The organism is Thiomicrorhabdus marina (genome assembly GCF_017571465.1).
Classification (GTDB): domain Bacteria; phylum Pseudomonadota; class Gammaproteobacteria; order Thiomicrospirales; family Thiomicrospiraceae; genus Thiomicrorhabdus; species Thiomicrorhabdus marina.
In genome coordinates this window covers 1-15,285 of the sequence record NZ_JAGETV010000008.1, presented here as the reverse complement: position 1 = coordinate 15,285, position 15,285 = coordinate 1, and the positions used below count along the sequence as shown (strand labels likewise).

Annotated in this window: 12 protein-coding genes; 2 read left to right on the top strand and 10 right to left on the bottom strand. The window is 39.8% G+C overall.

The features are described from left to right. The first annotated feature begins 61 nt into the window (after window positions 1–61). A complete protein-coding gene (gene epmB / locus J3998_RS06220) occupies window positions 62–1,009 on the top strand; it encodes an EF-P beta-lysylation protein EpmB (RefSeq protein ID WP_208148652.1) in 948 nt (315 codons plus the stop codon). On the opposite strand, the gene J3998_RS06215 is transcribed toward epmB, so the two are convergent. Then, on the bottom strand, window positions 1,006–1,620 hold the full coding sequence (locus J3998_RS06215; protein ID WP_208148650.1) for a tRNA-uridine aminocarboxypropyltransferase: 615 nt from the start codon (window positions 1,618–1,620) through the stop codon (window positions 1,006–1,008). The two genes, epmB and J3998_RS06215, sit on opposite strands and share 4 nt — an antisense overlap. A gap of 40 nt (window positions 1,621–1,660) precedes the next feature. On the opposite strand from J3998_RS06215, the gene J3998_RS06210 reads away from it, so the two are divergent. Further along, on the top strand, window positions 1,661–2,116 hold the full coding sequence (locus tag J3998_RS06210) for a GNAT family N-acetyltransferase (protein ID WP_208148648.1): 456 nt from the start codon (window positions 1,661–1,663) through the stop codon (window positions 2,114–2,116). 1 nt (window position 2,117) lies between these two features. Here the strand turns inward: J3998_RS06210 and J3998_RS06205 are convergent, their stop codons facing one another. From J3998_RS06205 to J3998_RS06165, 9 genes are all read right to left on the bottom strand, one after another. Continuing rightward, complete coding sequence (locus J3998_RS06205; RefSeq protein WP_208148645.1) at window positions 2,118–3,581, bottom strand: DNA recombination protein RmuC; 1,464 nt, start codon at window positions 3,579–3,581, stop codon at window positions 2,118–2,120. Further along, complete coding sequence (locus J3998_RS06200; RefSeq protein ID WP_208148635.1) at window positions 3,581–4,381, bottom strand: hypothetical protein; 801 nt, start codon at window positions 4,379–4,381, stop codon at window positions 3,581–3,583. Before J3998_RS06200 ends, J3998_RS06205 begins: the two co-directional genes overlap by 1 nt. A gap of 77 nt (window positions 4,382–4,458) precedes the next feature. Continuing rightward, window positions 4,459–5,121, bottom strand: coding sequence for a hypothetical protein (locus J3998_RS06195; RefSeq protein ID WP_208148633.1), 663 nt, complete (start codon window positions 5,119–5,121; stop codon window positions 4,459–4,461). Beyond that, a complete protein-coding gene (locus J3998_RS06190; protein WP_208148631.1) occupies window positions 5,105–6,670 on the bottom strand; it encodes a hypothetical protein in 1,566 nt (521 codons plus the stop codon). The genes J3998_RS06195 and J3998_RS06190 overlap by 17 nt, the downstream gene beginning before the upstream one ends. 1 nt (window position 6,671) lies before the next feature. Then, window positions 6,672–7,874 carry a type II secretion system F family protein gene (locus J3998_RS06185; RefSeq protein WP_208148629.1) on the bottom strand — a complete coding sequence of 401 codons (1,203 nt, stop codon included), beginning with the start codon at window positions 7,872–7,874 and terminating at the stop codon, window positions 6,672–6,674. Window positions 7,875–7,884: 10 nt separating this feature from the next. After that, window positions 7,885–9,570 (bottom strand): GspE/PulE family protein, encoded by a 1,686-nt coding sequence (locus J3998_RS06180; RefSeq protein WP_208148627.1) that lies wholly within the window; start codon window positions 9,568–9,570, stop codon window positions 7,885–7,887. After that, the gene (locus J3998_RS13490; RefSeq protein ID WP_208148617.1) at window positions 9,570–11,429 is read right to left on the bottom strand and encodes a tetratricopeptide repeat protein; all 1,860 of its coding nucleotides are present in this window, start codon (window positions 11,427–11,429) and stop codon (window positions 9,570–9,572) included. The genes J3998_RS06180 and J3998_RS13490 overlap by 1 nt, the downstream gene beginning before the upstream one ends. Before the next feature lie 18 nt (window positions 11,430–11,447). Then, window positions 11,448–13,136, bottom strand: a complete 1,689-nt coding sequence (gene mshL / locus J3998_RS06170; RefSeq protein ID WP_208148609.1) for a pilus (MSHA type) biogenesis protein MshL — start codon at window positions 13,134–13,136, stop codon at window positions 11,448–11,450. After that, on the bottom strand, window positions 13,126–14,664 hold the full coding sequence (locus J3998_RS06165; RefSeq protein ID WP_208148608.1) for an ExeA family protein: 1,539 nt from the start codon (window positions 14,662–14,664) through the stop codon (window positions 13,126–13,128). The genes mshL and J3998_RS06165 overlap by 11 nt, the downstream gene beginning before the upstream one ends. Between the last annotated feature and the right edge of the window lie 621 nt (window positions 14,665–15,285).

Here is a 15,285-nt window from a genome sequence, read left to right as displayed (position 1 = left end):
TTTACCGCAAAACCTTGAAGGTTTAAAATAATGCGTTTTACCTACCCCGATTTGAGAGCTCATGTCAGATTCCGTTCGTTCCAGCGCCGCCCTTTTGCAACAGCTTAAACTTGATCAAACATTGAACGACAAGCTTATTGACAGTGAATTCCCTTATAAAGCGCCTAAGCATTTCATCTCGCAGATTCAGCTTGCTGACAGTAAGGACCCACTTTTAAAACAGATTCTACCGGTTGAAGAAGAACTTCGACAAACAGAAGGCTTTTCTCAAGACCCGGTCGGCGATTTTAAAAAAAACCCGCAGCCATCCTTACTGCATAAGTATCATGGACGCGTTTTATTAATCGCCAGTCCAAAATGCGATATTCACTGCCGTTACTGTTTCCGTCGCCACTTTCCGTATGAAGAGCATACCAACCAACGGCACTGGCAAGAAGCACTCAACACGATTGCTGAAGATAACAGTCTACATGAAGTGATTTTAAGTGGCGGTGATCCGATGAGTTTAAGTGAAGCGGCAGTGTTAAAGCTCAGCCAACAAATTGAAGCCATTGCGCATATTACCACGCTACGAATTCATTCCCGAACCCCAGTAGTGGCGCCGGATAAAGCCATACAAAATAAATGGTTAGATTGGGCGCAACAAAGTCGTTTGAATATCGTTATTGTCGTGCATTGCAATCACGCTAATGAATTGAGCGAGCAAACTAAAGAGCTGTTTGCGAAGTACCGCCAAGCGGGCATTACCCTTCTGAATCAGAGCGTGCTGTTAAAAGGCATCAATGACTCGGTAGAAACGCTAAAAAATCTTAGCCACAAACTATTTGCACAAGGCATTCTTCCCTACTATCTACACCAACTGGACAAGGTGCAAGGCGCTAGCCATTTTGAGGTTAGCGACCAACAAGCCTTAGCCCTGCATGAAAAGTTGAGGACAAAATTACCGGGTTATTTGGTGCCGAAGCTGGTACGGGAAATCTCTGGCGAACCTTACAAAACACCGCTTTAAGACTTTTTAATATATGGAAAAACCGCTTCTTGAAAGCAGATAAACGCTTGATTTAGCTTTTCTGTGATCTCTGGTTGATTTTCCACTTCTGTTAAAAGCTGTCCAACGGCTTCGATAGTCGACAAACTGCCTTCGTCTTTTTGTTTGCGAATGCTGTATTGTGATACCTGTTGCGCTCGAATACTAATTCGAGGCAGTCGCTGTAATACAGGATTAAGTTGCAACATCTTAAAGGTCTTACGCCAAGTGCCGTCTAAAACCAACACCTGTAACTGCTGTGCAGGCTCTTGCAACTGCTTCGCCTCTACTACGGTAATATTTTCATCTTCAGTGGCAGGATAAAGCAGATAAGTCTTTTTTGGGTTATCGAGCCATTCCTGTAAAGAAATGTCTGTTTCGGCTAATAGCTGGGTATTTTCGATTTGCTCGCCGACCCACGCGAACTGTTTTTGTAAGCACGACAATAGTAGCGGAACGGTCGATTTGACCTGTTTTTGCTCGGTTGGGTGTTGCAGAATCCCAACCTCGACTTGGTTATCAATCAATAATCGGCAATGACACCAGCATGCGCTAAGCGGTCGATTGCATTGTGCACAAAGCTCTCTAGCCATAAGATAGAATCAGTTTACGTTAATAGAAGAAAATAAGACCGTGAGTGACCCACTTTGCTATATCGCTTTATGCGAGACAAATGATGTCGCATTGAACTTTCAAATAAGGCACTTTCTCAAGCTTGCACAACAAAAAAACTGGCAGCAAGATGATAAGGTTTTTATCGCTAAAATAGACAATAAAGTCATTGGCTTTGCGCGGTTTGTCACCGTCAGCTCAAACCATTTCTGGCTGCGCGGTTTGTTTGTACTTGACGAATATCGCCGCCAAGGCATCGCCGCTAGGCTGATAAAGTTTTCACATCAGAAACTAGCTCACGAAAGCTCTAATGAGGTACAGATCAGCTGCTTTCCACTTGATTACCTGCATGATTTTTATCATCGGCTCGGTTATCAAACAACGCTGGCAGAGAATCTTCCAGAAACTTTAGGATTGCGCTACAAGCAAGCTCAAAAAGATGGAAAAACTTGGTTATTAATGCAAACCACCTTGTGAATCAGCGTTCGTCTTCAGTTAGTAATTTAGAACCTTGTGCCTCATTAAGCAGATGCTCCGGCAGCTCTTTCTTAGTCTTGCCGGCAAGTTCCTTGAGCATCTCTGCCTGACGAACCAAATTACCATTGCCTTGTATCAGACGTGTTCTCGCTTGCTGATAACTGCCTTGCACCGTTTCTAACTGCTTGCCTATCTTCTCAAAGCTATCGATAAAACCAACAAATTTGTCATGCACTTCTGCGGCACGCTTAACCAGTTTTACCGTGTTTTCACTCTGACGCTCATAGCGCCACAACTGCTCAATGGTTTTCAAGCTAGTAAACAAGGTGGTCGGGGTAACAACAGCAACACGCTTATCAAAAGCATCTTCAAAAATTCCAGGCTCTGCTTCAATTGCCATCAGATAAGCCCCTTCTACGGGAATAAACATTAACACAAAATCCGGGGCGTTCAGCAATTCCAAGTGCTCGTATCGTTTGCTGGCCAAAGCATCGATGTGTTTGCGTAAGCTCTGCAAATGACTCTTCAGTGCTTTGCCTTGAGCATTTGCCTCGTCACTATTTAACGCTGCTTCATAATCTTTTAAGGAAACTTTCGAGTCGATAATAATGTGTTTATTATCTGGCAAATTCAGAACCACATCAGGACGTAGACGAGAGCCATCTGCTTGCTGGAAGCTCTTCTCACGGTCAAACTCAATGCCTTCGCGCAATCCGGAACGTTCCAATAAACGCTCAAGAACCAATTCCCCCCAATTCCCTTGAGTTTTACTGTCTCCTTTCAAAGCCTGAGTAAGATTTTTGGCTTCCTCGGTCATTTGCGAATTGAGTTCCTGCAACTGCTTTAACTGCTGTTGCAAGGTCGCGCGCCCCTCAATCGATTCTTTATGCGTCGTTTCTATACGCTGTTTAAATTGCTCTAAAGATGACTGCATAGGCTGTAACAAGGACTGCACCGAATCTTTATTTAACTGCGAAAACTCTTGCTTTTTCTGGTCAAAAATCTGACCCGCTAAGTTTTTAAAAGCAAGTTCGAGCTGTTGTTTCGCTTCTTGCTGAAAAGCTAACTTCTCTTCGGAGTTCTGTTGACTCAACCTCAATGAAGTTTCTGCTGTCGCTAGTTTGGCCTGAGCATCACTTAACTGAACTTGAAGTTGCTCCACTTTTTGTTCGTGCAATGCAAATTGTTGGCGAGACTCCTGCAACTGTTTTTCAAGCTGCAACACTTGCCCCTTAGCATCGGATAAGAGTCCTAACTTCTCATTAAGCAAGCGCCCTTCTTCTTGCCATTCAGCCTGCTGCAGTAATAGATTATCAAGCTGTAACTGAACCGCCTGACGGTCTAACTCGCGTTGCTGGTTTAACGATTGCTCTTGGCGCCACTGCCTGTAGAAATGGTAAGAGGTATAAATGAAAAAGCCCGCGAAAAATAATGCGGGCCAAAAATAAATAGGGATTGTATTCATTACGGCTTAGGTTTCTTTGTCAAAATCTGTACTTGTTCAAGGGTGTCTTTTGCCACGGTTTCTTTCGTTTTCGGAACTGCGCGACGTTTAGCCCGTGCTTTTTCCTGCTGTACCATTTGGTAAGTAGGAATCACCTTGGACTTTCTTGGCATCAGAGTACTTCCAACCGGAACAATCTGTTCTTTATCGATCACTTCCAAAGCCACACCTTTAGGAGAAGTATGCTCTTTATTAATTGTAATGTGCTTAGACGATGTATTGTTGTACTTACCATTGATACGAACCAGTGAGTCGCCATTTGGCTTCATTACGACAGCAGAAACTGCCAATTTGCCCGGTAAATAAATCGGTTTTTTCTTTGGCTTATAGTTTTTGGATCCTGTGCCCTTTCCCGGAGGAGGTGGCGGGGGAATCTTTTCAATCTCTTTCGTTACCGGCGGGTTAATATAAGCAGCACGTTGACGATCAATCTTTTCACGGGTCGGCTTATCCAAGAGAATTGTCTGAAGATTTAGGGGTTTATTCAGCACGTCATTATCAGGATTTGTAACAACAGGAGTCTTTGCTTTCGTAGACTTATCTACAGCATCTTCTTGCAACGCCGTCAAGTTTTTTGACTCAACTTCATCAACCACTTTAAGCTTGCCATCCGCCCCTCGTTCTAAAATGATTGTCGTTTCATTCACTTCCCGGGCAGAATCTATCATTGCATTTGTCGTATCCGTTGGTCCAGAAAATGCCAAAGAATTGATGGTTAGCAATGCCAAACCGACTACAAATATATATTTATTTCTTTTCATAACAAGTTCCCCTTTTCAGGGTTATGCGAAGCTTAAGCTGTTAATAACTGAAATTATCCATTACTTGTTGGTAACAACTATTTTGTCTCCGGTTTTTTCTTTCCCAGATTAATATGAGTATGGAATACCACTATGGTACAACTGGTAATTACATTACCTTGAGTCAGATTAAAATTTGCGTTAACTTCATAGTCATTATCTCGCAATTTATTATCACAAGATTCGATTAGATATAAAGGAGAAACGCGTTCATTGACGGACTCAAAAAAGCGCAACAAGTCTTCTTCATGTTGCAATTCCATATTCAACTTTATGCGACTGAAAAAAAACATTTTCTGGGGTACTTTAACCTTTTGAAATTGCGCCGAACTCAGAGGCTTTTCAGGCAAAAACTCAAAACTAAATTTAGGCATTAAATACCCTTGTTTTAGGCGAATTAAGCTATCTGCCCAAAATACACGGTCTTGTTTTTTTACCAAACCTTTTTTCATTAATTCAGCATATTTATCCCCGTATTGTTGGTACAGTTCAACCTGTCTTTCTAAAAAATCAACTTCACTTTTCAACCGATTTAACTGCGCCTGTTTCGGCTTCGCCTGGGCATTAAGTTCCTTACTTAACTCTTGAAAGCCATACCATGCACCACCAATTGTTGCTGACATCAATACGGTAAAAATCAGGAGGTTTTGAAAGAAACGTTTAAAAAACGGATCTTGGACAATCTTACTTAAACTGGCCATCTTTTAACCTCATACTAATACTAAATGGTAAGGCATAAACCTCACCTTGATCGGTATTAACCCTTACTGCTTGTTTCAATTCTCGGTTCAAAGGTTCTTTAACTAGAGTGACTGTTTCAACTTTATCAAGTTGCTCTAAATCATTTACAAGTGCATCAACCCAAGCAACAGGGTCTTTATAAGTGTCATAAAAAGGGAAAACCCATCCATCCATCACCAATTCATGTTGGAGACTATCTAGAGGTCCTGCATTACGCCAATCCAGCGTACTTAGCTGGATGTTCGGATGACGCTTAACCGTTTCACTAAACCCTTGAATATTAAAACCAATCAAGCGATCTACACGAAGATTAAGCACCGCTTCAGAAAATTCAACCGATGCCTTAATTTGTTGCGCATCATCCTGCAACTTAACTAATTCTGTTAAACGCTGCTTTTCTTTTTGATGTGAGGCAATGTTTTGATCTAATAATCCGATTCTCTGCCAACTTAAAAAATTATCAACACCATTAATAAGAATGAAAGCCAAACCTCCTGCTAAAAGCGCTAGATTGAAGCTATATAGAAACTTGCGACCTATTTGAAAATTTTGTATCTGCGTGACATATTCAGTCGAATAAAATCCTTTTATGTCATTCTGAAAAAGAAAATCAATAATTGCCTGTTCTGAGTAGCAGGTTCGACTGTCAAGACAATACTGCATTCCGGCATTAAATTCCGCAAAAGTCTTGGAAACAAAATAATAATCTTGAGGATCCCAACTTGGCCGAATAATTCCTGAGCTTAGACAATCCTCTTCAATATGGTTTAAAACTAATTCATCTTCTTCTAGGAAAACCAGGCCTATTGGCGCATTAAACGGAATAATTTTTTGGTTATAAACATAGGTAAGAGCTAACTTAGTCTCTTCTAGTAAAGCATTATGGATTGACTGCGGATCTTTATCCTGAGCCTCAATTTCAACTGGACGACTGAGACGCATTTCCCCTTGATAGAAGAAGGTTTGTCTATAGTTGAGTTCAGACTGTCGCGATATTATTAGAAAAGGTAAAGCTTCCTGCTCTTTGGTTAAACCTAAACTTGGACGAATTGCTTGTCGAAAATAATAAGTAAGAAGGAAAGGTTTCGAATAAATACCTTTAATCACTACTTGTGCAGCTTCAAGATTTGTAAGAAACCGAGTTAACTTAAATGAATCGCTTATTGTCGCCGATAAGATCAATTCTTCTTTTCGCCCTTCATCAGATTTGCGCAGCTGATTAGTCGAATGAACTTCACTCAAAGCGATTTTTTCCGACATTAGTCGTTCTTTACGACGTTTAAGCAAAGCCGTTCTTTCCCAAGGCATCACCTTAGGCACCCACTCGAAGAATAAATCCTCATCGATTAGGTCTAGAACCAACATAACTTCTACTTTGGAAGATAGTTGGCTGATAAACAATTCAATTTGAGCAATATCATCCCAAGAAAACTCTTCAACACCTGCATCCGATAAAACACTCGAATAGGCGCGAAAGCCAGATTCTGTTACATAAAATACATATTGCATATCATTGTACCTGGGCAATAGTGTCGTAAATCGGGCCAAGCACAGCAATCATGACCCACCCAACGATAAAGCCCATAATAACTGTCAATACAGGTTCTATTGCCGGCTCAATCTTTTCAATCAATTCTTTCGCTTCACGGTCATAAAAGTAACTAACATTCTTTAAAGCCACATCCATTTTCCCAGTTAGCTCACCAGATTTGATCATGCGCACTGCCATCATAGGAAAAGCATTTGAATCTCTAAAAGAGATCCAAATTTCCTTACCATCTTCAATCATACCTACAGCCGTCATAATATTCGCTTCTAGGTGTTTATTACCTGCCGTTAGTGATGCCATACGAAGGCTATCTGGAAAACTAACCCCCGCTCCGTACATGACAGATAAAGAATTTGCAACCCTAGCTAACTTCAACTTATGTATCACCTCGCCGATAATAGGAGTTTTTAAGCTCCACTCGTCTGATTTAAGTTTAAAATCAGGGGATTGCTTTCGCCACCATCTATAAATTGCAACCCCTACAATAGGAGCAATGATTAATTGAAGTATATAATTCTGAATAAAATTCGATGTCGCAATCAATGCAACCGTAGCAAAACCAATCTCTCCACCCATAGAAGTAATGAAACCAAGCAGTTCAGGAACAACAAAAAGCATCATTAAAATCACTACTGCAACGACGACGGTTGCAACAATCGCAGGATAAATCATGACCTTTTTGGCTTTTGATGCGAGCTCATCTTCCCACTTCATCATATTCCCAAGATCACGTAAGATCTCTTCGAGTTTACCGGTTTTCTCACCAACCGATACAAGAGAAATATATACTCGGCCAAACTCTTTTTCAAAACCCTCTAGAGATTCTGAAAAAGTATTTCCTCCCTCCATAGATTCATAAATATTAGCGAGCATTTCTCTAACGGCATCATTTTCAAAGGTATCTTTCATATCTTCGATAATTTCCATTAACGGAACGCCCGCTTCCAACATCTGTTCGAGCTGAAAAGTAATGGTGATAATGTCACGTTTTTTTATTTTTGTTCCGAAGGATAGAGATAAGCCTTTGCTCTGCTCTTTAGAACTCAGTAGATCAATTTGCGTTTTTTTTAATTTCTGTTCAAGTTCATGGACATTATTAGCAGGCATGACGCCATTAACTCGTTTTCCGAACTGATTGATTCCTATGTAATTGTAATTCTGCATCTTAGAATTCCTACAGTAATTCGGTTAAGTCAACTACACGACTCACTTCATCAAGAGTTGTCTGTCCTTTAACAACCCAGTTAATTCCAGCGTGCGCCATATCAATAAAACCCTTCTCTTTTGCTTTACTAAGAATCGTATGCTGTGATGCGCCTTCTAATAATAAATCATCCATTTCACCATTGAAACGCATCGTTTCAAGCAGAGCTAAGCGTCCTTTATAGCCAACGTTATTGCATTTAGGACAGCCTTTTGACCGATACAAGGTTACTTCCTCATCCAAAGGAATACTCAATAATTTTTTTTCAAATGCTTCAGGTTGATAGGCCTCTTTGCAATGAGGACAGAGCTTACGAACCAAACGCTGCGCAACAATTCCAATAATATTCCCCGACAAAATCGAACGTGACACGCCAATATCCAGCAGCCGAGGAATCGCTCCAATTGCTGAGTTAGTATGTAATGTAGCAAACACTTGGTGACCGGTCATTGCCGCTCGCAACGCCATCTCAGCGGTTTCGCCATCACGAATCTCCCCAATCAAAATAATGTCCGGGTCTTGGCGTAATAAAGATCGAATCCCCGCTGCGAAATCCATGCCGATTTCCTCATTAACAGGTGTCTGTCTAATCAAAGACATTGGATACTCAACTGGATCTTCCAACGTCATAATATTTACACCCATATCATTCAATTCATTCAAGATTGAATACAGTGTTGTCGTCTTCCCTGAACCCGTAGGCCCTGTCACCAAAAAAATCCCAGTCGGCCTCGCAATCATCAATTTCAAGTCGTGATAAGCTTCTTCAGCTAGGCCGAGTTTATCTAGAGGGACGATTCCTTTTTCTCTATCGAGAATACGTAAAACAAAGTTTTCACCATGCGTACAAGGTAACGAAGATACACGAAAATCTATTCTTCTTCCCTGTACAACAAGAGTCATACGACCATCTTGCGGCAAACGCTGTTCAGTTAAATCTAAATTCGACATAACTTTTAAACGAACCACCAAGCCTGACCAAAACATTTTATGCAAAAGGCGAATTTCTTGTAATACACCATCGATACGGTAACGAATTCGAATATAGTCTTCTTCAGGTTCAAAGTGGATATCCGATGCATTTCTTTTTACAGCATCCGTTAAAAGATTATCTACTAGCCGAACCATTGGCTGAGAATATTCACTTTCATTTCCGGACGCAGTAAAATCGATTTGCCCTGTTTCGAGTTCTTTTAAAATCCCTTCAATTGAAAGTTCATAGCCATAATAATTGTCAATTGCATGCTGTATTTCCGCTTCAACAACCAGAACGGGTTCTATTCGAATATCACTACGATGCAGATGACGGCGCAACTTATCCAACACCATAATATCCCCGGGGTTGGACATTCCCACTTTGAGGACATTTTCCGAAAGACTAATTGGCATCAAAATATAGTTATGTGCAAACGTTTCAGAAACCAAGGATATTGCTCGAGGATCAGGAACAACGTCCTTTAAACTCATTGCGCTGAAACCGCCATAGGAACCGACAACTTCACGAAGCACGTCAACACTTATGAAACCCATTCCAACTAAGGTTTCACCAAGTTTCTGACCATTTCTTTTATGCTCGGTCAATGCAATATTGAGTTGGTCACGCGTTATGTAGCCATCACGAATTAAGCGCTCACCAAGCCTTTCTGGATATTGCATTAGGGCTCCATATTTCTAAACTGTCGCAATACAAGTAATCTCTGTTTTATTACATCTTGATCTACTGCCGTTCCATTTTTTTGATAAATCAAGGCTTTTTTATAATAGTCTTCAGCTAGCAAATATTTGCCTAAATGATCTAGACTGACTGCTAAATTCATTAAATATGTAGGCTCTGAATCCTTAATCGCCACTGCACTAAAATACTGTTGCTGAGCTTTAAACCAATTCTCTTGTTTAGCATAAACATTACCAAGCGCATTCTGTAATACGGCAGATTTCGGATATTTCTGAGCTAATTCCAACAACTGCTGCATCCATTCAGAATTCAGCTCTAAAACAGTATTAGCAATTTCGGCAACCGCCTCTAAAGCATAACTATTCCCTGGATTTTCTTTTAAAATATCTTGATATACCGCTAGCGCGTCTTCAGGATTACCTAAGTAATTTTGGGTTGCAGCAAAGCCTAACTTTGCTTTTAAATTTTTTGGTTCACTTTCTAAAACTTTAGCAAATACATCGCGTGCCGACTTCCAGTCACCTTCTTGATAAAAACCATAACCTTCTGCAAGTGCATTCTGTTCTTGAGTCAAGGCTTTGGACTTAGTTATTTGCGCTTTAACTGCCTGTGGTTTAGGCTGAATAATCGTTGATATTGCTGTATCCATCACTAAAACCTTATCCGATGTTTTCAATGAATTGATTTTAGGTTTTTCGGTTACCGCAGCTTTCTTGCTAGCGCTAACTTGCGACACGGTTTTCAACTTTGCCATTTCAGGTTCAGATTCAATTTTGGCAAGAGGCACTTCCACAGTATTCTGGTCATCTATCTCAACATTAGCTACTGCATTTTTGCTTTCATCACCTAAAGTCTTTACATTCTGAGAGTCCGCATCGACTGGCTTTACTTCGGGCTCAATTACTGTGTTTTCAGGCAAATTGATTTTTATTGGATCAATTTTGTAGCGATCAAAACTTGCTTCTAAACGTTCATTTTCCTGTTGATAATAATAAGCCGTGTAGATGCCAACCAGCATAAATACCGTTATTGATATAAGAGATAATATGATTTTTGGGTTAGTTAGAATTGATTTACGGAAACCATAAGGCGTAGCATGAGCATTCTTAGTCAATATACTATTGTTAGCTAACTTTTCGCTCCCCTGCTCAGAATTAATTTTGTCCCTTTCTTCAACAGAAGAACTTTGCTCAACGTCAACATGTTCTGGTCTTGTCTTTAATTGACCCGGAACCGGCACATACGCAGGAATTTGATCAAGACTCCATTGATAACTACCTTCATCACCTTCGTTTCTCTTCTCAACCGTTTGTTCTACAGCGTTATCACTTGGATTCGAAGAAGGGTCACCTTTTTGCAAATCACTTTCTTCATTATTTTCAGCAGTAACTTTGAGCACACCTCTTTCAAGTTCTGCAAATTGCTCAGGAACATCCGGAACTTCAACTTCAACATCAGATCTATCTATGGACGTCACTTCTGGCGCCGAAAACTTTAGCTTAATTGCAGATGACTGCTGCTCTCGACTTTCAAGCATTTCGTCATTTTGATTCAATACACTTGGTTTGAGTGTCGATATTGGAACAACAGTCTCTTCAGAAAAATCGTCGACAATTTCATCTAAATCTAAATTTGATGCCTTAGGCAGACTCTCATCAAGAGTTTTCAACGTTTTATCTGAAGAAACTTTCATGTCTTGCGAATCTTCAGAACTGGTCAACAATGATGGTTCTTTAGAATCTTCTGCAGACAATTTTAAAGCCTGACTTTTTTCAGACTCTAAAGTATGTTTATTCTTCTCTTCGGCTGCTTTTTTTAAGGCATCTAATAAAACACTCACTGCTGCACCTCAACCCAGTTACATCGTTTGAGTTTTTAAGAACTGTCCAACTGACTGTAAATCACCGTTGTATACATCAGGGTTATCGATTATGACTGGACGGATAAAAATCACCAACTCACTCTTCGATTTATCATCATCTCTAACAGAAAATAAATTCCCCAAAACAGGTACATCCCCTAATGCAGGAACACTCGATTTGTTTTTACTATTACCATCCTCAATAAGCCCGCCTATAACCGCAACTTGTCTATTTTGCAGTCTTAAAACAGAGGACATTTCTTTTTCTTGAATAATCGGAATCAAACTTGTTACCCCTGCCTCACTCAAAGCTGGGTTAGGATCTGCTGCATCACCAATTTTACGAGATAGAGTTGGACGCACATTCAAAGTCACAGAGCCATTATCGCTAACAAAAGGCGTCACACTCATAGTAAAACCAACCGGAACCGTTTGTACCTCTGTTTCGTAAGTTACCTGCCCAGCAGTTGTAGTTGTAGATGCAGTTGCATTAACCTCAACAGTGAAATACACCAAATTGTTAACAACTTTGAGCAATGCTGTCTGATTATTGATTGCCATAATTTTCGGACTTGAAAGAACCTTGGAGTCACCGAACTGCTTCAAAAGCTGTAAATTAGCAAGAATATTCCATTTCCCAGATGCAATCGAACCTGCAACACCCGATGGATTTAATGTACCAACCGCGAAAGCATCACTTGGGTTTGTAACAGATGGAGCATTAAAGCTAACTCCACCAACTTGATCTTTTACCGCAGACCAGTCAATACCAGCCTGATATTTATCATTAAGAGTAACTTCAACAACAGTTGCTTCAATTAACACTTGTTTTTCAGCACGGCTAGCGACCTGGCTTATATATTCTTTGATTGCTCTGTGCTTTTTATCAGTCGTAAACACTGAAATCATCCCTGCTTCAGGATTTACTACTGTGTTTTGCGATGCTCCTTTTGAAACTTGTTTATTTTTGCCTTGCTCAGTTTTAGCGACTTCATCAGAGACTGAATAAGGATCAAGTTGCGCTAGGCGTTGAATATTATTCTCCAACTGTAGCCAGAAATTATGCTCGGAAGAAACTTTTACCTGAGAAGAACTTCCTTTACCTATTTGAGATGATGAACCCTCAACAGTAGAAGAAACATTCATTTTCATATCAATAGTATCAGTAGAACTCTTAGATATATTCACATAATCAACAGTATAATTACGCCACTCAGGAAGATCTGGACGAATTTTAATAATATTATCACGCATTTCAAATACAAAATTTGCCTGTTCAGCCATGCGATCCAATATCACCTCTAGAGGTTGATTGATTGCATTAATAGTTACCGTACCTTCAACACCATTAAAGATGTCTATTTCCTTACCGGAATCTTGTGAAACCTGAAATAAGAGTTCAGTAATTGGTACTTTTATGGCAGTTATTGAATAAAGTTCTTTCTGAATCAAGTCAAGAGGTGGGAGTTCTGTGGAAGGAGCCATAGAAATTTTAGGAATACTAGATTCTCTTAAATTTTTACTTTCCAACGCTTCTGGAGAAGCAATATGACCCTTTGGAACAAAAGTTTCAGAAAGCGCTGGAGATGAATCTTTTTTTACAGAAGAACTTTCGCAACCTTGCAATGAGAGTACGGCCAAAATTGAGCTACTTAAGATTAGCATTTTAAATTTTCTAGGACTCATTGACATAGGATCCACCATTTGTATTAGTTACGAACTGAAGCGCTTGGCTAAATTCTTTTTTTATTATGCGCGAAGACACAATAAAAGGCTTTGATCGTTGCAAGCTAACAGGCAAACCCTGCAACATCTGCTTTGCTAGAGAATAGGAAGCCGCCTTTCCTAAATATACTTTTAGACGAAGAAAACCACTCTTTTCTTTATCTTCAACTTCTTTTAAATCAAGAATATAAAAAATTTCTCTGGTATCAACGCCAGTTCTTTTAAATTCTCTTTGCATTCGAGGGTAACTGTCAAGCGTGATTGTAGCGAGCTGGATGCTGTAACTATTAGGAGATAAATTATCTACAATTCCCTGAGAATCAATAAGAAAAGGTTTTATACTGGATGCTAATTTGGCCTGTACAGATGAATATTCTAACTCTTGATTCACTCTTGATGTAGTTAGCGACTCACTTTCCACATCGGCATTAGACGATTGCTCTTCAACGAAATTAGTATTATCGTTACTTAACACTTCCTCTGCATCATGCGAATTAGTATACGTCTTTACACCATCAGTATCTTTATCTATATCATCTTTTGTTACTACTGAATCATACGAAGTAGGTTTATTTTTAAAAGACACTACATCAACCACTCCAGTAGTGTTATTTGCATAGAGCCAATATGAACCTGCGAACAACAAAATGACCAATAATACAGATGCCTGACGCAACCACTGAACATTTTGCCGATTCGGCTCGATTGCGGAAAAATGTTTACTTCTAACGAATTTATCCTGCTTACTAAAAACCGACATCAATAATTTATCAGCTACTACATTAATATCTCGAGGATATCCTCCTGTAAGTTTGGTTATCTTTTTGGCAGCTGAAAGACTAAAAACATCAACTCCAGAATAACCACTTTTACGCATCCTGAAGTTCAAATAAGAATGTACATCTTGAATAGAAAAAGGAGGGATATAAATACTATAGGTAATACGACTTTTCAATTGCCTGATATTTGGATGCTCCAAAGCTCGATCCAACTCGGGCTGGCCAAATAATACAACTTGTAATAATTTATCACTATCAGTTTCTAAATTACTTAACAACCGAATTTCTTCCAATCCATCCAAGGTCATGGATTGCGCCTCATCGATTAGCATTACAACTTTTTTACCTTGAGAATACAATTGCAGAAGGCGCTTCTGCAATAAGCTTATAAGTGAAAACTTCTGTTCACTAGCATTAACCTCTACCCCAAGCTCAGAGCAGATAAACAACAGCATATCTTTAGCAGATAAGTTAGGCGAATTAACATAGATAAGCTTAAAACTATCATCTAACTCGTTAGCCAAAAGTCGCAGAATCATGGTCTTACCACATCCCACCTCACCAACAACTTTAAGAATCCCATCGCCACGCACAACAGTATATTCAAGAGCCTGAAGAATTTCTTCGCGAGAGCCATCTCTATAAAACATCGCCAACTCAGGCGTAGTCTTAAAGGGCAGTTGATTCAAACCAAAATAAGGTCGATACATAAACAAATTAATCCAAAATCTACCTATGAGCTATCCTAATACCTTTTTTAATCAAATTCTCAATTAAATAAAAACCAAAAAATAAATTTGAGGCAAAGCATCACTTTATACGAGGAATTTTCATTGATGAAAGGCAATCTTAAGCTCAATAACAACCTAATAGGAATATGACATATATAAACCCGAACACACCAATAGATCTCCCCTTCTTCTTAAAACTCAGCGAGAAGAAGCTTACCAAGGTCAATATGGATGTATTTCAGGCAAAAAAAACCGCCGTTCCTTCTGGAATCAGCGGTTTTTAGGATATATACCCATTCGGGTACAAGACCTTGGCGATGACCCAGCCTAAGCGCAGAGGCCTGGTCGCTTTTATACCCGTATGGGTGCGCTTGCTAAAATTCATCCATTAGGATGAATTTCTTGACGCGTGTCGCCCTACTTGATGAACAGGAGTTCGAATGGCGTGAGCACAGGGATCTGCTGGAACGGCCTCCCGTAGTTTTTATACCCTTGGGTGCATTTTGTAAAGACATAAAAAAACCCCGTCAGGTTCAAAAGAACCTAACAGGGTTTTAGGATATAAGCTTGGCGATGACCTACTCTCACATGGGACCTCCC

Excerpts from the sequence above, each read along its gene's own strand:
- J3998_RS06185 (WP_208148629.1), bottom strand. The coding sequence starts at position 7,874 with ATGCAGAATTACAATTACATAGGAATCAATCAGTTCGGAAAACGAGTT.
- J3998_RS06195 (WP_208148633.1), bottom strand. The coding sequence starts at position 5,121 with ATGGCCAGTTTAAGTAAGATTGTCCAAGATCCGTTTTTTAAACGTTTC.
- J3998_RS06205 (WP_208148645.1), bottom strand. The coding sequence starts at position 3,581 with ATGAATACAATCCCTATTTATTTTTGGCCCGCATTATTTTTCGCGGGC.
- J3998_RS06190 (WP_208148631.1), bottom strand. The coding sequence starts at position 6,670 with ATGCAATATGTATTTTATGTAACAGAATCTGGCTTTCGCGCCTATTCG.
- mshL (WP_208148609.1), bottom strand. The coding sequence starts at position 13,136 with ATGAGTCCTAGAAAATTTAAAATGCTAATCTTAAGTAGCTCAATTTTG.
- J3998_RS06215 (WP_208148650.1), bottom strand. The coding sequence starts at position 1,620 with ATGGCTAGAGAGCTTTGTGCACAATGCAATCGACCGCTTAGCGCATGC.
- epmB (WP_208148652.1), top strand. The coding sequence starts at position 62 with ATGTCAGATTCCGTTCGTTCCAGCGCCGCCCTTTTGCAACAGCTTAAA.
- J3998_RS06165 (WP_208148608.1), bottom strand. The coding sequence starts at position 14,664 with ATGTATCGACCTTATTTTGGTTTGAATCAACTGCCCTTTAAGACTACG.
- J3998_RS06200 (WP_208148635.1), bottom strand. The coding sequence starts at position 4,381 with ATGAAAAGAAATAAATATATATTTGTAGTCGGTTTGGCATTGCTAACC.
- J3998_RS06180 (WP_208148627.1), bottom strand. The coding sequence starts at position 9,570 with ATGCAATATCCAGAAAGGCTTGGTGAGCGCTTAATTCGTGATGGCTAC.